We start from the raw sequence: 15,611 nt of genomic DNA, 5'->3' as shown, positions 1-15,611 counted from the left end.
TTTTCGACATTAACATGGATTATGTCGAAAATAAGAGAAAATTAAAGAAAACAAAAGATTTTATGGATTTATTCAGAAAAAATAAAAAAAGAAAAGGATTTTTGATACCATTGTCGAATTTCTCTTAAAGATAAGTTGAACAAAATGGGAACTTGCATAAATGCATTTTGTTCCTTTGAATGACATGCATTTACAACAGCGAGAAACTTGGAACGAGGAGGAAATAAGTGGTGAACAAAATTAAGGTATGTGTGGTTGATGATAATCGGGAACTTGTAACCTTATTAGAAGAGTTTATTAATTCCCAAGATGATATGGAAGTTTGCGGAACGGCTCACAACGGTCAGGATTGTTTAACAATGCTTGAAAATGTGAATCCTGATGTTATTGTACTAGACATTATTATGCCTCATTTAGATGGACTCGCAGTTCTTGGGAAAATAAGAGAAATGGGGAAAAATCCAACTCCAAACGTCATCATGTTAACAGCGTTTGGTCAAGAAGATGTAACGAAAAAAGCGGTTGAATTAGGAGCATCCTATTTTATTTTAAAACCATTTGATATGGAACATTTAGCAAGTAATATCCGTCAAGTAAGCGGGAAATCAGCTCCAATTATTAGAAATTCTTCAAATAATGGCAACTACCGTCCACAAACAACAGAACCAGCCAAACCAAAGAATTTAGATGCAAGCATTACAAGTATTATCCATGAAATTGGGGTTCCAGCCCATATTAAAGGCTATATGTATTTACGAGAAGCCATTTCGATGGTTTACAATGATATCGAACTCCTAGGCTCGATCACAAAAGTTCTTTATCCAGACATTGCGAAGAAATTTAACACAACCGCAAGCCGTGTAGAACGTGCGATTCGCCATGCGATCGAGGTTGCTTGGAGCAGAGGAAATATTGAATCCATTTCTTCTTTATTTGGCTACACGGTTTCAATGTCAAAAGCAAAACCAACAAATAGTGAATTTATTGCGATGGTTGCCGATAAGCTTCGTTTGGAGCATCGTGCTTCTTGAAAGGGCGGTACATCAACGTTTTAAGCACTTTTCGAAACGTTATGAACGCACAAACAAAGCGATAAACTAGGTTCGCAAACCCTACAGTAGAATATACGGAGACAAATAAGCGTTTTAATTCGTTTATTTACGTCTATAAGTCGTTTAAGAGCGTCTTCCTTTATTGGAGTATTTAAAAATACTTCGGTAAGGGAGGGCGCTTTTTTTGCGTTTACAGACTAATTTCAACGAAATATTACTGGAATTTGATCGCTATATGATGGATTGCAATAGTCGAGGGTTGTCCGTAAAGACGATGAGGAGCTACGAGCAAACATTACGGTTATTTATCCGTTATTTAGAGGAAAAGCACGAAATAACCGAGCCACAAAAAGTTAAATCGGAGCATATTAAAGCCTATTTTACCTACGTAAGAGAACGTGGAAAATATAAGGCATTAGCCGACGATAGAACGGCAGCCATTAACGGTCCACATAATCGACCGGATTACGGTAAGCCATTAAGTGAAACGACGCTAGCCAATTATCAACGGAATATTAAAGCGTTCTTTAATTATTTGAAAATGGAAAAGATTATTCGTAAAAATCCTTGCGAGGGTATTCCGAATATTAAGCCACAACGAAAAGTTAAGACGTTGCTAACCGAAAATGAACTATCGTTATTTTTTAGGTCGTTCGATGTTTCGAAGTTCCACGACTTTAGAGACTGGATCATAGCGAGAATGATTTTAGATACGGGAGCAAGAATTGGCGAGTTAGTTTCAATCGTTCCTGGCGACATTGACCTACGTAATGGGGCGTTGTTACTTCGAGAAACAAAAAGCGGAAAAGAACGTTTTGTCTACTTCTCGCAGAAAATGGGGCGGAATTTAAAGAGCTGGCTAGAGTATCGCGAGAGATATACAGATAGTCCTTATGTATTTCCGACAACTAGAGGCAATAGGATGGACATTCGAACCGTGGAGAGTTCGTTTAAAAAACATAGTCGTCTAGTCGGACTTGACGTACAACCGCACCAACTACGGAACAACTTCGCAAAGTATTACTTGTTAAATGGCGGAGATTGGGCGACGTTAAGCCGTATTCTCGGACATGCAAACGTAGAAGTAACGCAACAAGCCTATTTAGACTTTAACGATAAGGAAGTCAATCGGAAGTATCAACGACATTCACCGTTAAACAACCTAAATATATAACGAAGTTTTATGGAGATAAAACGAAAAAAAAGACACAAAAAAAGACGTGCATACACCCGAAGGCGATATACAACGTCATACGCTAATGTCAGTATATCAAAAAAATTCGGATATGTAAAATTGGATCAGTCCGTCTATTGAACAGAACATTTGTTCGGTGAATGGATGACCTTTATTTATGCACGCCTTCAAACGGAGGCAACGATAATGAAAGTAATATCAAGCAAGTTATTTAGTCAAATGCAGTCATATAAGACGTTTGAGAGCAGTCAAAAAGAACGCCGACAAATGAAGTATAACTTTATTGATCGGATAAAGGATAACGTCTCTATTCGTTGGAATCGTGCGAAAAAGCTACTAAGTGTTATCGACGAAATCATATATAAGGCGACTGATAGAGGTTATTCTTTTAACGGTAGGGAAACACTAGCAGAACTATGTAAGGTCGGATTATCGACCATAGATAAGGCGATAAGAGTATTAAAAGAGTCAGGCGAGGTAATCGTAGTTTATCGAGAGAATCCGAATAGTAACGGATGTAAGACGCCAGTAATCATTTTAAAAAATCATCCGCATTTTAAGTACTGGAATGAGTTATTAAATCTAGAACAAAACCTAGAGCAAAAAGTAGAAAATGCCAAAATACCAACGGACAGTAGGGACGAGCAACCGCAAAAAGTTTCTACCTATTTATTACCTAAAAAACAAGAAAATAATATAAATAAAGTCGTTAGGTACGTTTCTAATAAAATTATGGACGTAGTTAACAAAGGAATAACGATTAATTACTTATCGTCATACGTTGATACCGTTGTACGATCGGAAGAACGTAAAGCCTTGTATTACGAGAACATGCGACTAGAGAAGGCAAAACAACAACAGGAGCAAGAACGATCACGTTTAGCCGTTAAACTCGGAATAGTTCCGAAACGAGTCAAACTAGAGGACGTTTACTATGATTATTATAAAGAATAAATCTCAATTCTAATATAAAATTTATCTTTTTCATTGGTATAATGTAATTAAATATATTGAGGGAGGTCGATTTCTTGACTTCATTTAAATATGATTCAAGAATTCATTATTTTGAAATTACTTTAGATAATCTTGAAAGTTATGCAGTAAATATAGAGGAATTTCTAAATGATAAATATGAAGAGGCTGTTTCTAACAAAGGTGGTCATGTTAAACCTATTGCTCAGTACGGTGTTGAATTCCCAAACATAATGAGAACTTCTTTATTTTATTCCTGTTTTGCCTATTTAGAAAATTACCTGTTAATTATATGTAAAGAAATTCGACGTTTCAAAAAAATAGAAATTGAAATAAATGATATTAGACATAAAGGGATAGAAAAAGCACAAGTATATCTTAAAAAAATTGCAGGACTAAAATTTCCTGACCAATCTTCAGAATGGAATCATATAAAGAAGTGTAATAAGGTAAGAAATATTTTAATACATAATGGAGGAATCATTGAAAACAATAACAAAAATGTTATCAAAGAAATAGAAACTTTGAACAGTGTATTTATCGTAAATAATTTTAATAGAAACGAAATAAATTTAACGGCGTCTTTTTGTTTCGAATTTATTAATAGTGTTCGCGAAGTTTTAAGGAAAGTATATGAAGAACTAATTTTAATAATTAATCCTATCGGTAAATACCAGTTAATGATAAATAAGTTAATGAAAGATGTAACAGATAATACCTAAATGACAATAACGTCAAGGGTTCGGAGCCTCTTCGCAACCTATTCGAGTTAGCCGGTTTATTCCGAATGTGTAACGGTAATACTTTAACGTATTACCGTGATATATAATAGAAGGAACTCGTCATAAGACGGTTATTTATCGTACACAATTTTACACGTAAAGTAAATTCCCATAGGGGTTACGAAGGCATACGGCAGTATGTACGAGTGATTCGAAACGGTAGTAACGGTATGTCTACCGATGGTAATACCGTATGATATAACGATATTTACTAGGCGACGCCTTCACGGCGGACACACTCCGGAAATATCGAGGGGTAGGGACGTTTTGCAACGAAAAAAGGCAGCCATTATTCAGCTACCTTCTTTTTAGCACGGATTAACGTACTTTTCGATATTCCGGTCATTGATTCGACTTGTTTATAGGAGTTCGTTTCTAACAGTTTTAAGGCGTGTTCAATCTGTTGTTTCCCGTATTTGTTCGGACGGCCTTCTCGAAAGTCCTCTTTTTGTTTAGCGATGGCCTTTCCTTCTTGTGTACGTTCTACGATCATATCCCGTTCAAACTCCGCAAAGGCTAACATAACTGATAATATAAGACGTCCAGTAGGAGTATCCTCGACTAGTCCCATATTTAAGACGTGAACCTTTACACCACGTTCAAACAGTTCCTTTACGGTGTTAATGCCGTCAGCCGTGGTCCTGGCGAAACGGTCTAACTTAGTAACGACGAGGGTATCACCTTCTTTTAATTCGTTCAATAACTTGTTGAAGTTCGGTCTATCCGTCTTTGTACCGGTAAACTTATCCGAGTAGATTTTGTCGCAGTTCTCTTTTTGTAGCGACTGTAATTGCGATTCTAAATCTTGATGTAACGTTGACACGCGAGCATATCCGTATTTCATTATGTACGTCCCCATTTCTCCGTTATATTTATGACACTAAGTTATGACGCCTTCCGATGCCTTGATAATACTACATCGTCAAAACGGTGTCAATACTTTTAAGTTATGACACCGATATAAACGTAAATGACACGGTTAAACGGCTTATATTCGGATATAACACGTAGGGAAAAGGCTACCGACGTCAACAAGCGAGGATCACTCGGAGAGGCTAACCGACTAATCGCGGTCAAAATATCGTTGCATGGGGCGGGGGCGTATCGTAGAAGTCGCTTCGACCGGACGGCTAACAATTTGCTATAAATTCTGATAACTCGATATTAAAACGTCAACCCTACGCAACCTCTCCGTTAAAAACGCGCTCCCCATTCCGCAAAGTCCCAGGAAAAAATTTTCGCAGAATTTTTTAAACTCGGACCTGATCGTCTATTTACGTTAATTTATCGTCTATCGGTCGTTAATTTACGTCAATTTTCGTTCAATTATAAAAATTTTGACGAATAACGAATCTTGTAATATATTTACTAATGTACAACGAAGAATTAACATAAGGGAGAGACGAAAAGTATGACAATAACTTGGATGTTACACGGTGGTAAAGATACGGAACAACTAGCCGAACTATTAGAACGATATGATGCGATTGAAGCGGAGAAAAAGGAAATCGATAAAGAAATAGTAGATTTCTATTTTCGTATACATAACTTACCTAGTTTGATAGTAGAAAAGAACGTAAATTTACGTTGGTCTAACCGAGAATTTAACCTAATGCTAAATCGTTTACGTAAGATAAGAAAATATTAATCATTTCATAGCCGAGGGGTATCCGTACTTCTCGGCTTTTTACGTTAATGCCTCCGGAATCTTTACTAAATAAAAAAAAGACGCAGAACTCACTCCGCGCCTTCCTCGATCACTTCTTCGATGTCGAATAAATCCTCTATACGCTTGCCTAACGCCATACTTACAGATACTAATACGTCTATGTCATAACGCGCTTGTTTGTCAAAACGGCTGATCGTTGCTTCTTTTACGCCAGCTTTTTCAGCAAGTTCTTTTTGCGTATCTAAATTTCCTAATTTAAGCAAGTCCTTCATGTTTTTTGGTGTAGCTTTATATTTCGCCATATACAAACACCTTCTTTCTTATTCCTAATTACATATTACACATTCGTAATATTTTATTCAATAAATACTTGACTTACCGATTACTAATTAGTAATATGGAATTAAATAATTACACATTAGTAATTAGTAAGAAACGGAGGTAATCGAAATGGGATTTATCGCAACGGCAGCTATCTTATTCGTTTCAACTATCGCAGTTATAACCGCATACGAACTCGCACTAACGCAGATCAAAGAGGGAATAGACGAACTACTCGAAAATAATTAGGAGGTTAGGCGATATGCACGTATTAAAGCAAGTAGAAACAGACACCGTTTATTATTTGTCTGTTGAATCGCATTACTTTGATATTAAGGACGCAAAAGGCGAAGACGACGCAGTAATATTCTCGATAGGCAAATTGAACGAACGTATAGAAATCGACGCAGTAATAACGGCTAGTGTAGAAGGGTCCAGGGCGTTTGCTAACGCTATTTTAAAGTTATGTGACGAAATTGAGAACGGAGGGGAATCGGAATGAAACGAGTAGTAACGGTGATGTACAAATTCGACGATCTGATATTAGAGCAGGAAAACGAACGGGGCGTACTTGTCGGAAATCAAGTGTTTGTTTGCGGTAAGGATCGGATGCCAGGACTTTATAACGCTAGTCCAACGGAGCAGAAAGACGTCTATCTAGTCGATTTAGATTCGGATGGGCGCGACTATTTTGAATCAGAGATATTTACGGAATTGATAACGGCTTAGTAACGTTGATTGGAGCGGTTGGCGACGCTCTTTACCGTAATAAAGGAAGGCGCTGGACGCACTCTATAGGCGAGGGTGTGTCTGGTAGATACGATTTAAGGCTATCGTTTGGCGGCGATGGCTTTTTATTTTAAGGTGGTCTTTTTTCGTCCAGTTGTCCCAAAACGGAGGGCGATATGAGGATATTCAATAGTAGAGGAGGTAAAAAGTTTTGTTTTGATATCGAATTTTACACCTTTTAGTTAGGCTATTATTTGAGGAATATAAGATATTACGAACATAACGTTACTTTTTACCACCACAGCTATACTATTATATGAAGGAATGTAATAATTTCGTTTCGGACGTTATATTTTAGCCGTCTATGTATCCTATTTAGAGAAGGAAGTAAAAAAAAGTTTAAAACGGCTACCACCTTTTAACCGTATATGTATCCTATATAGTGAAGGAATGTCGTTGTATTTGCTTTATTCCGCCAATATACGTAGGGCCGGTTTTATATCGGCTCTTTTTTATTTTGGCGTAATAGTAAGAAAATCGAATAAATATCAAGGAGGTTGACGAAATGACACGAAATCAAATGAAGTATTTACGCCTATATCACGGGCTAACACAAGCGGAGTTTAGCCGAGAAACAGGCGTATCTCCGAACTTAATCGCTCTTATCGAGGCAGGACACCGAGACATTAGTACGACAACTAAGGCGAAAATTCTACGTCGATATGACATAGCAGATACGGAATTTTTGACGTTTTGTGAGCGTATGAAAGTAGTCGAAAAGTAACGCCTATTAATAACGGATAATAACGAGAACTGTATATAACGTAGATATTCCGCGGTTTGAAATAACCCCTCAATATCTGCGATAGATATTCACGGTTAAGAGATTCCGATCTATAAGAACGGTTAATAAGGTATTAGACGGTTATCTTGTGAATCTTCGATTCACTCGTGATTCAAAGAATCACGACAGTATGATAATACTAACGATTATAACGAATAAGTAATATCGATGAGTCGCAAGGTCTTAAAGGTTTTATTAAGGACTTATTAAACGCGGAACTATGTTCCTACGGAATAAGTATCGTATTAGTATTACCTTTTCGGCGGTCTTTTCTTATAAAGAGTAGACTGATAAAGATATACAAATGAGAAGGAAAGTTTAAAAAAAGTGGTTGAAAACATTGTTATATAAGGGTTTTTTAGGTGATAGATAGAGAGTTTCTAAGGGACGTCAAAGCAGTATAAAAGGTCAATAATGGGACGTCAAAGCAGTATAATTTTGGGAAATGGGGGAAATGAGATGGTAAATGTAGACAGAATCGAAGAACAAAGAGCATGGGGCGACCTACATCCGAAAGTTAAAAGAGGAGTTCTAGCAATAAAAGAGAGTGTAGAATTTAAAACGGCTGATGGTAGGGACGTATCTCATATGTTTGATGTTTCGTTGCGAACTACAGCAAAACAAGTACGATCATTAAAGGCAATTGACGAAATGACCGAGCATGAAATAGAAAACGGCAAATTTATCTTTGCGTTTTTCCAAAAAGCACAAACAGTGGAAGCGCGATTCCCAATGTTAACGAGCCAAGATACTGCCCGTTTAATGTTCATCGGTACTTACGTAGCATGGGAAACAAATCGGCTACAATCGGATAATGGTAAGAAGGCGTACAACAAGAAGGATTTAGAAAAGCTAGTTGAAATGTCAACGAAACGATTTAATGACTTTTTTAAACGATTAAAAGACGCTTATATTATCCATGAAGCAGATACGGGGGAACTATTCGTTAATCCTACGATATTTTATCGCGGAGACTTGAAAAGCCATGAATACGACATAAGCGACTTACAATATACGCGGTTGTTTAAGAAAACAATTAGGGACCTATACGAGCAATTTAAAGGGCGTAAATTAGGACAGTTAGCGACAATCTACTCCGTATTGCCGTTTTTAAACTTCAATACGAATATAGTTTGTTTTAATCCGGAAGAAACTGACGAAGATTTAATACGACCTATGAATCTAGAAAACTTAGCTGCGTTGTTAGGTTCTCAAGATACGCATAAGCTAAAAACCGCCCTAAATAACATAAAAGTTGAAGGGAAACCGGTATTCACGTTTGTTGAAGATCCATATGACAGACGGCAAAAAAGAATCATCGTTAACCCTAGAGTTGTATATGGAGGTAACGGAGAATCATTGAAAGCAATAAAAGCGTTATTTAATTAAAGGCGCCAAGCCATAACGAGCAAGGCGTTTTTATTATACCTAATTTACATATGAAGGGAGTGTATCGGAATGGACAGAGCGAACATATTGGCGATTTATCTCGTAGGCCTTGCTATTTTACAAGGGAATGGGAAGACCTACGTACACCGCGAGATTGAAACGGCTATGAAAGAGATTCAAAAAGAAATGAACCTAAAAAACTAACAAAATGAATGGAGTGTATTGGAATGATTGAACTAATTGGAGCGAGTATTTACGCATTTATAATTATTGACATTATTAGACGTGGAGAAAAAGCGTTAGGGGGCGGTATTAATGAATAAAAACGCAACCTTAACCGAACTAGAAACGAAACAGTGTCGGAAATGTAACGGAGTATTAAGTATCGAGGGATTTTACGGACCCGAGCGCAGTTATTGTAAGGCGTGTGAAAAGGAGCAGAAAAAGGAATATCATTCTACTTTCCGCGGTAAAGCATACGTAGCTTTAAACGATTCCAGGAAAGCGGTTCGTAAGGTTGAGCAAGAGCACGGCGTCAAAGTCGAGGATACCTTAACGTTACACGAAGTTTTATGGACGTTATCGGAAACGGAGTGTGCCTATTGTGGACGAGAGACACCGGTGAATGAACGCAGCCTCGATCATATAACGCCTATTCGATACTCTCATAAGAACACATTCGATAACGTTTGTATGGCGTGTAGTTCATGCAATAAAAGTAAAAACGATATGCCGGTATTAACATATACGATTCAATCGGTTGCCCCTTACGAGGCGAGAGCATTATTTGACGAAATATCACAACGGGCATTACAGACATTCGAGGAAACTATCGAAGAACATGCCGAATATGCAAAACGGTATTACGAGGCTAAAGCATTAGAAGCCTGGGAGAAGGTGAACACCGATGAGTAACCAACTATGGCGACTTGAAACGGGATACATCGGAGGATATACGGAAGATCGCGATTTGATAAGACGCATTAAACGATACAAGAGCAAAAACGACTGGCGGATCATGGCTGATTACTTCCGAGGTAATCGGCTTATTGGCGTTCAATTTAAAATTCCGATTGAACAGAGGCGCCCAGCCGAGCGTATGTTCAACGTAAAGCTAGAAAAGTAGAATAGCAGATTTTTCGGTCAAATACACGCAACGAGCGCTTTTTTATTCGAGGGTGAACAAACACTCGCGGATAAGTTAAAAGGCGCTTATTTGGCGTGATTATTAACGGAAATCTGTCAAATACACACTTTTTAAAAGAAGTTTACCGAATGGAGGGAGAAAGCATGGAAAAGCAACAAAAACGCAATAAAAACCGCAGAGGTAAGAGAGGTAATAGGGTACCAAAGCGAACCACCTACGCAATTCAAGACATGTTACCGGAGGAAGTCGTTACAAAGTTAGAAGCGATCAAAAAGGCGGTGCAACGAAATGAAAAACATAAGAATAGTCGATAAAGGCGAGCGGCCGCAGTTTATGGATTGGGACTTGTATACGTATTCTAGCGATGTTACTACGTACAACCTATACGAGCAGGATTGGGCGGACCTAGAGGCGGAGGGGTTGACGTATTTATTCGAGGATAGGGACGACTTCGAACGGCGGAAAAAAGAGCGGAGGGGTTAAGGTATGGCGAGTAAAAACAGTAGGCTTCGAACTGAAAAGGATTTACGACAACGGAAGAAAATGAACGGGTCGAGCGCCTGGGAAAATCGATTACTTGCCAGTCTATCCGAGGAAGAGCCGGAGCAGCCGAAAGCAAACGAGCATAAGCGGAAGAGAGGCAAGCGAGATACGGCTAAGAGATTGAGCGCAGATAATTTATAAGGCGGTGAGGATATGGGATTATTCGGAAAACTAAAAGAGTCGGAACTTGTCGAGGAAATGACGGGACTTGTACGTGGTAGAGTCGAGATTAAACGACTTGACCGAAATACGAGGAGCGTTAAAGCGTATCTCGTTTCGTGTGATACTTCAAAAACCATTTACAAAGTGGAATATGAAACGAAAGCGAAAACGGACTTTTTCGCATACAATCACGCATACGAAGAGTTAAAGCGAGTTATAAAACGTGAAGATTATATTCTCTTCGATGATGTATCGACGAACGCAGAACTACCTGGAATCGTAACAACCTCAAAACGGATGCGCTAGGAACGGCGCAAATAAAATAAAAATTAACTAATGAAAAGGATGATTATGAATGGAACAATATTCAAAAATGATCGAAAGCGAAACGGCAAAGTTTAGAAAAAGCGTTGATAAAATCCGCACCAGTGAAAATCCTTACTATGCTGACGTCAAAGTACAAGACTATGAAATTCGTCAATTAAGAGAGCAACTAGAAAAGAACGTCCAAGAAATCAACGCAAAGTTTACCGCAGACATTGACGCTAAAATCGCAGAAATGGAGCCAGTCGCAGCTAAGAGTTATTTCAAGCCAACGGAAACCGATCGTAAGCTAGTTGACGAGTTTATCTCCGAATTTGTAGCGGACGCCAAGCTAGGTTACTCCCAGAAGGATAAACTTGAAGCCGTTGAAAGATTCGAACAGAAACTAGGATACCTAGACGAAAATGGCTTAAGCCTTGTAAGAAAACGACTTCCGGAAATAGCCGATAAGTTAGGCGATGATAAAACCATACAAAGTAAGCTACGTAGCATGAACGCTACTTTTAGGGAGTTACAAACGGCTGAACAAATGAGGCTAGACGAGTTAAAAGAACAGAAAAGTAATGGAGTTGATTATAAATTCCGAACTCTTCGTCTTACTCATCCGGCATATAGCGATTACAGGAACAACCGAGCAAATCTTAAGTAACAACGGTAACACTTGCGATTGAACTACGTTAATCTCGTAGGAGCAAGCGCAGTACGTTCGAGCAATATCTTGAAGGGCGCCTAATTGGCGCTCATTTTTTATGCCTAGATTTCGTTTATATTCCGGAAATAAACGACTGAACGGCACAACAAAGGAGAGGGTGAAAGTGGCAGGAAATAACACGAAAATGAATATTAGCTACACCATTAAGGCGATAGACCGATTTACAGCCGTTCATAAACGGTTGACTAAGCAATTGACGTCTATTGAGCGGATAGCAGAGCGAGTAGAAGGTGTTAAAACGATAGAAATTAACGCGGATACAGCAACCGCAACGGCAAAACTCGAAAAGGTCCAAAAGAAGGTGGACTCTATTCCCAGGCGGATTACTACGCATGTAAAGCTAGAATATAGCAATTGGCGAAAAGGAATGGACAGACTCGCAGACGCCGGCAGAGATTTCGGAGAGATTACGCAGAATCTCGGAAGAGGAGCGCTATTTACAGCTTTACCGGCGATGGTTCCAACGGTAGGAGTATTAGCCGGAGGAGTTGGGGCGTTAGGTTCTGCGTTTACAAGCGCCGGACTAGGTGCCGTAGGGTTTGCCTCGGTGGCTATTCCTTCAATTTCAAAGGTTTTTGAGGCTAACGAGGAACTAGCAAAAGCGCAAGAAAAAGTAGACAAGGCGAGTGATCCAAAGAAAAAGGCGGAGGCACTAGCGGAACTAGAGGCGGTACAAAAGCAGTATAATACAACGCAAATGAAGTCCGTTGAGGCTCTCCGGAAGTTCAATAGTTTCTTCTCGGATTTTAGAAAGAAATTCGAGCCTGGCGTCCTAAACATATTTAATAAGTCGTTAGGTTCGATTCAGTCGGTATTAGTCTTATTAGAGCCGGCAATTCAAGGAACAGTTAAGGCGGTAACAAACCTATTCGACTCTTTTGACCGTAATCTAGAGGCGGATGATATGAAGGTGTTCTTCGATTGGGTCGGACAAACGGCAGGTCCTAATTTAGAGCGATTGGGAAAAGGTGTAGGAAACTTTTTAGCCGGATTCGCTAACATGATGGTTGCCTTTGATCCGTTAGCACAAGGTTTTATTGACGGATTTTTACGCATGTCCGAGCAGTTCCGAATTTGGTCGCAAGGGCTATCCGAAAATCAATCGTTCCAAAACTTCATCGCATTTGTACGAGAGAACACTCCGACGGTATTATCTTTAATCGGAAATATCGTAACCACGTTAGTAAATCTAGGTGTAGCGATGGCGCCAATCGGAACCAAAGTTCTCGAAATGGCGGACAAGTTCTTCGCATGGACTTCCGAACTCATTAAAAATAACGAATGGATTGGGACGGTTATCGGCTCTTTAAGTGTTATTGGCGGAATAGTTACGATGTTAGCGCCTTTAATTATAACTTTGACGAGCGTATTTAAATTCTTATGGCCGGTTATTAAAACGGTATTTGGTTGGGTTACTAAACTATCCGGACTATTCAAAGGGAAGTTTGTATCGACAATACTAAAAGCCGGCACTACTTTGCTACGTTTTTCCAATCCAATAGGTATAATCATTTCTGCCGTTCTATTATTAGCGGATATTATTATATCAAATTGGTCGGAGATTTCCTCTTGGACTAAGGAAAAATGGGGCGAGATTCAAGACTTCTTAGAAGGTATTGATTTATCGTCAATTGGATCGGCAATCATGCAAGGTTTAATTAACGGAATCAAAAGAGTTCCAATCGTAGGAGCGCTAGTAAGTTCGGTACAAACCGCAATAGCTGCGGCAAAAAAGGTACTCGATATTAATTCTCCGAGTAAGGTATTCGAAGAAATCGGCGCTTTTACAGGTGAAGGATTTATCGTCGGTATGGATAAAATGGCGTCAAAGGTTAGCAAAGCATCAGCGAAAATGACCGCAGTATCCATTCCGCAGCAATACAAAGGCGTTACGAATAGTTATCCTAACAAAAGTAACGAAACGGCTCAGCTACTAACCGCCTTAAAGGGATTTCAAGTTCAATCGAGCGGAGGAAATCACGACACAATTAAGCTAGAAATTCCGTTAATAGTAAATGGACGAGAGTTTGCACGGGCAACAGTCGCAGATATTTCGCAAGAACTGGGAAAACAGAAGAAACAAGTACAGCGAGTTCAGGGGGTTAAGGCATAATGAGCGATCAAAAAACAGTAACGCAATTTACAAGGACGGTATACAGTACGGAAGAGTTTAACGACTTGCAACGATATGCCGAGCAAGCTGGCGCCACAATCGTCGGAACAAAGGCGATGAGTGACGGACGGGGCATAACGGTTTACTTAGAGATGGACGGAGATAAAAGGCAGTTCTAACGGGGTGACTTCTTAGCGGAGTTTGTCCCGTCTTTTTTTTGTTTAAGGCGGAGGTAGTACCGGTATTAGCGAACACATGCCTCCTCCCTTCCGTTGGTGTAGCGATGCAAAGATGCGCGAATACGCTTGTCAAATGGGATTACGATTGCAAAGGCGGATTAAAAAGTGGGGAGCGGACATACCAATTAAATACGATGTTGCTACGGAAGGATTAGGCTTAACGAAAATCGTTTTGACGGGTGTTTGTCCGTTTAGTTCGGTTAAATGCCTTGTAATATTCGGATAGATACGGTACAATTACGCTAACAAATAAATATTAATATTCCGATAAAGGAACGTTAAATATAAACTGACAAACACCGTATAAACTACCGTAAACCCTAGCGTTTAGAGGTTCCGAGCCACAACAAATAGTGAATTTATTGCGATGGTTGCCGATAAGCTTCGTTTGGAGCATCGTGCTTCTTGAAAAAATGAATAAGGGTTAGAACATTTAGAAATAAATCATAATAGACTTTTTTTAAGACCAATGAATTTAATTCATTGGTCTTTATTTTTAAACTGTAAGTACTGAGCTTCTATTTGTTTGATATAATAAAAAGAAAATCGGAGGAAAGAAATGACAAAAGAAACGAAAACGTTAACTGGACTTAGCTTTAATATGTGGAAACAAGATGAAAATACAATCCATCTTTCCATTAAAAATCCTCACGAAGGAAAAGATTCATGGCTGACAAGCATTGAACATACGGATAAGCATGAAGGAAATCAAATGGCAAGAACACATAACAACCTATTTAAAGATTTAAAGACCATTTTAGAAGAAAACGGAAAATGGTGAAAATTATAAAAAAGCGACCGATTATTTGGTCGCTTTTTTATTACGTACTCTATCTGCCATTTTTAAATTTAATAAAGTGATGCATATTTCTCAATTCCTCTTTCTTTAATCCATCTTGAATTGCACTCTTAAGAATTTGCGTCCATTCTGGATCCAATGTGATTTGTTCGTCAGGACTAGGCGTATTTGGATTTTGTGCGTTTCCTAATAAATAATCGATACTTGTATCTAAAGCATCCGCCAATTTAATTAAAATTTGATAGGATGGGTTATTTTGCAGATCACGTTCGATATAACTGATATATGACTTTGAGATCCCAGTCAACTTTGAGAGCTTACTGATCGAATATCCCTTCTGGATTCGCAACCTCTTCAATCGTTCCCCAATCATTGAGCACCACCTTATTTATTGAATTTATTTTTGTTCTGTTGTTCATTATATAGAATTATACGTTCTTTATAAAATATAAAATAGTTAGAAAATAAGAGCAATTAGGAGAAAATCACAGCGAATTGTTCGTTATAACGAAAATATGGCTATTTTTGAAGATTTCCAACTGGGACAGCTTACCTTATACTCAAGTTGTGAGTTCGATAAAGAGAATGAAAAACGAAATATTAACGAACAAGTGAATCA

General features: G+C 38.6%; 21 protein-coding genes. 18 read left to right on the top strand and 3 right to left on the bottom strand.

Features of this window, described 5'->3' with window-relative positions:
- Nucleotides 1–230: 230 nt before the first annotated feature.
- From spo0A to Q5760_RS18355, 4 genes are all read left to right on the top strand, one after another.
- A complete protein-coding gene (gene spo0A, locus Q5760_RS18370; RefSeq protein WP_428909067.1) occupies nucleotides 231–1,031 on the top strand; it encodes a sporulation transcription factor Spo0A in 801 nt (266 codons plus the stop codon).
- Between the two features lie 205 nt (nucleotides 1,032–1,236).
- A complete protein-coding gene (locus Q5760_RS18365; RefSeq protein ID WP_428909066.1) occupies nucleotides 1,237–2,226 on the top strand; it encodes a tyrosine-type recombinase/integrase in 990 nt (329 codons plus the stop codon).
- A gap of 207 nt (nucleotides 2,227–2,433) precedes the next feature.
- Nucleotides 2,434–3,201 (top strand): hypothetical protein, encoded by a 768-nt coding sequence (locus tag Q5760_RS18360; protein ID WP_428909065.1) that lies wholly within the window; start codon nucleotides 2,434–2,436, stop codon nucleotides 3,199–3,201.
- Nucleotides 3,202–3,275: 74 nt separating this feature from the next.
- Nucleotides 3,276–3,941 (top strand): hypothetical protein, encoded by a 666-nt coding sequence (locus Q5760_RS18355; RefSeq protein ID WP_428909064.1) that lies wholly within the window; start codon nucleotides 3,276–3,278, stop codon nucleotides 3,939–3,941.
- A 349-nt stretch (nucleotides 3,942–4,290) separates the two neighbouring features.
- On the opposite strand, the gene Q5760_RS18350 is transcribed toward Q5760_RS18355, so the two are convergent.
- Nucleotides 4,291–4,845 carry a recombinase family protein gene (locus Q5760_RS18350; RefSeq protein ID WP_428912625.1) on the bottom strand — a complete coding sequence of 185 codons (555 nt, stop codon included), beginning with the start codon at nucleotides 4,843–4,845 and terminating at the stop codon, nucleotides 4,291–4,293.
- A gap of 567 nt (nucleotides 4,846–5,412) precedes the next feature.
- On the opposite strand from Q5760_RS18350, the gene Q5760_RS18345 reads away from it, so the two are divergent.
- Nucleotides 5,413–5,649: a hypothetical protein gene (locus tag Q5760_RS18345; protein WP_428909063.1), complete on the top strand. Its 237-nt coding sequence runs from the start codon at nucleotides 5,413–5,415 to the stop codon at nucleotides 5,647–5,649.
- Nucleotides 5,650–5,738: 89 nt separating this feature from the next.
- On the opposite strand, the gene Q5760_RS18340 is transcribed toward Q5760_RS18345, so the two are convergent.
- Nucleotides 5,739–5,972: a helix-turn-helix domain-containing protein gene (locus Q5760_RS18340; RefSeq protein ID WP_428909062.1), complete on the bottom strand. Its 234-nt coding sequence runs from the start codon at nucleotides 5,970–5,972 to the stop codon at nucleotides 5,739–5,741.
- Between the two features lie 281 nt (nucleotides 5,973–6,253).
- Between Q5760_RS18340 and Q5760_RS18335 the strand changes: the two genes are divergently transcribed.
- The 13 genes from Q5760_RS18335 (at nucleotide 6,254) to Q5760_RS18275 (ending at nucleotide 14,974) form a co-directional block, all read left to right on the top strand.
- Nucleotides 6,254–6,493, top strand: a complete 240-nt coding sequence (locus Q5760_RS18335; RefSeq protein WP_428909061.1) for a hypothetical protein — start codon at nucleotides 6,254–6,256, stop codon at nucleotides 6,491–6,493.
- Nucleotides 6,490–6,720 carry a hypothetical protein gene (locus Q5760_RS18330; RefSeq protein WP_428909060.1) on the top strand — a complete coding sequence of 77 codons (231 nt, stop codon included), beginning with the start codon at nucleotides 6,490–6,492 and terminating at the stop codon, nucleotides 6,718–6,720. The genes Q5760_RS18335 and Q5760_RS18330 overlap by 4 nt, the downstream gene beginning before the upstream one ends.
- A 565-nt stretch (nucleotides 6,721–7,285) precedes the next feature.
- Complete coding sequence (locus Q5760_RS18325; protein WP_428909059.1) at nucleotides 7,286–7,504, top strand: helix-turn-helix transcriptional regulator; 219 nt, start codon at nucleotides 7,286–7,288, stop codon at nucleotides 7,502–7,504.
- Nucleotides 7,505–8,023: 519 nt separating this feature from the next.
- Complete coding sequence (locus Q5760_RS18320) at nucleotides 8,024–8,953, top strand: hypothetical protein (protein ID WP_428909058.1); 930 nt, start codon at nucleotides 8,024–8,026, stop codon at nucleotides 8,951–8,953.
- A gap of 69 nt (nucleotides 8,954–9,022) precedes the next feature.
- Nucleotides 9,023–9,157 carry a hypothetical protein gene (locus tag Q5760_RS18315; protein WP_428909057.1) on the top strand — a complete coding sequence of 45 codons (135 nt, stop codon included), beginning with the start codon at nucleotides 9,023–9,025 and terminating at the stop codon, nucleotides 9,155–9,157.
- Nucleotides 9,158–9,268: 111 nt separating this feature from the next.
- Complete coding sequence (locus Q5760_RS18310) at nucleotides 9,269–9,868, top strand: HNH endonuclease (protein ID WP_428909056.1); 600 nt, start codon at nucleotides 9,269–9,271, stop codon at nucleotides 9,866–9,868.
- Between the two features lie 375 nt (nucleotides 9,869–10,243).
- Nucleotides 10,244–10,414 carry a hypothetical protein gene (locus tag Q5760_RS18305; protein WP_428909055.1) on the top strand — a complete coding sequence of 57 codons (171 nt, stop codon included), beginning with the start codon at nucleotides 10,244–10,246 and terminating at the stop codon, nucleotides 10,412–10,414.
- A 172-nt stretch (nucleotides 10,415–10,586) separates the two neighbouring features.
- A complete protein-coding gene (locus tag Q5760_RS18300) occupies nucleotides 10,587–10,784 on the top strand; it encodes a hypothetical protein (RefSeq protein WP_428909054.1) in 198 nt (65 codons plus the stop codon).
- A 12-nt stretch (nucleotides 10,785–10,796) separates the two neighbouring features.
- Nucleotides 10,797–11,111 carry a hypothetical protein gene (locus Q5760_RS18295; RefSeq protein WP_428909053.1) on the top strand — a complete coding sequence of 105 codons (315 nt, stop codon included), beginning with the start codon at nucleotides 10,797–10,799 and terminating at the stop codon, nucleotides 11,109–11,111.
- A gap of 49 nt (nucleotides 11,112–11,160) precedes the next feature.
- Nucleotides 11,161–11,778: a hypothetical protein gene (locus Q5760_RS18290; protein ID WP_428909052.1), complete on the top strand. Its 618-nt coding sequence runs from the start codon at nucleotides 11,161–11,163 to the stop codon at nucleotides 11,776–11,778.
- Between the two features lie 166 nt (nucleotides 11,779–11,944).
- On the top strand, nucleotides 11,945–13,954 hold the full coding sequence (locus Q5760_RS18285) for a hypothetical protein (RefSeq protein ID WP_428909051.1): 2,010 nt from the start codon (nucleotides 11,945–11,947) through the stop codon (nucleotides 13,952–13,954).
- The gene (locus tag Q5760_RS18280) at nucleotides 13,954–14,133 is read left to right on the top strand and encodes a hypothetical protein (protein WP_428909050.1); all 180 of its coding nucleotides are present in this window, start codon (nucleotides 13,954–13,956) and stop codon (nucleotides 14,131–14,133) included. Before Q5760_RS18285 ends, Q5760_RS18280 begins: the two co-directional genes overlap by 1 nt.
- 619 nt (nucleotides 14,134–14,752) lie before the next feature.
- The gene (locus Q5760_RS18275; protein ID WP_428909049.1) at nucleotides 14,753–14,974 is read left to right on the top strand and encodes a hypothetical protein; all 222 of its coding nucleotides are present in this window, start codon (nucleotides 14,753–14,755) and stop codon (nucleotides 14,972–14,974) included.
- A 49-nt stretch (nucleotides 14,975–15,023) separates the two neighbouring features.
- Here the strand turns inward: Q5760_RS18275 and Q5760_RS18270 are convergent, their stop codons facing one another.
- Nucleotides 15,024–15,365, bottom strand: coding sequence for a helix-turn-helix domain-containing protein (locus tag Q5760_RS18270; RefSeq protein WP_428909048.1), 342 nt, complete (start codon nucleotides 15,363–15,365; stop codon nucleotides 15,024–15,026).
- Nucleotides 15,366–15,611 lie beyond the last annotated feature (246 nt).

The organism is Niallia sp. Kr1 (assembly GCF_050389805.1).
Classification (GTDB): domain Bacteria; phylum Bacillota; class Bacilli; order Bacillales; family Cytobacillaceae; genus Bacillus_BD.
This window is presented reverse-complemented; position numbering and strand designations above follow the sequence as displayed.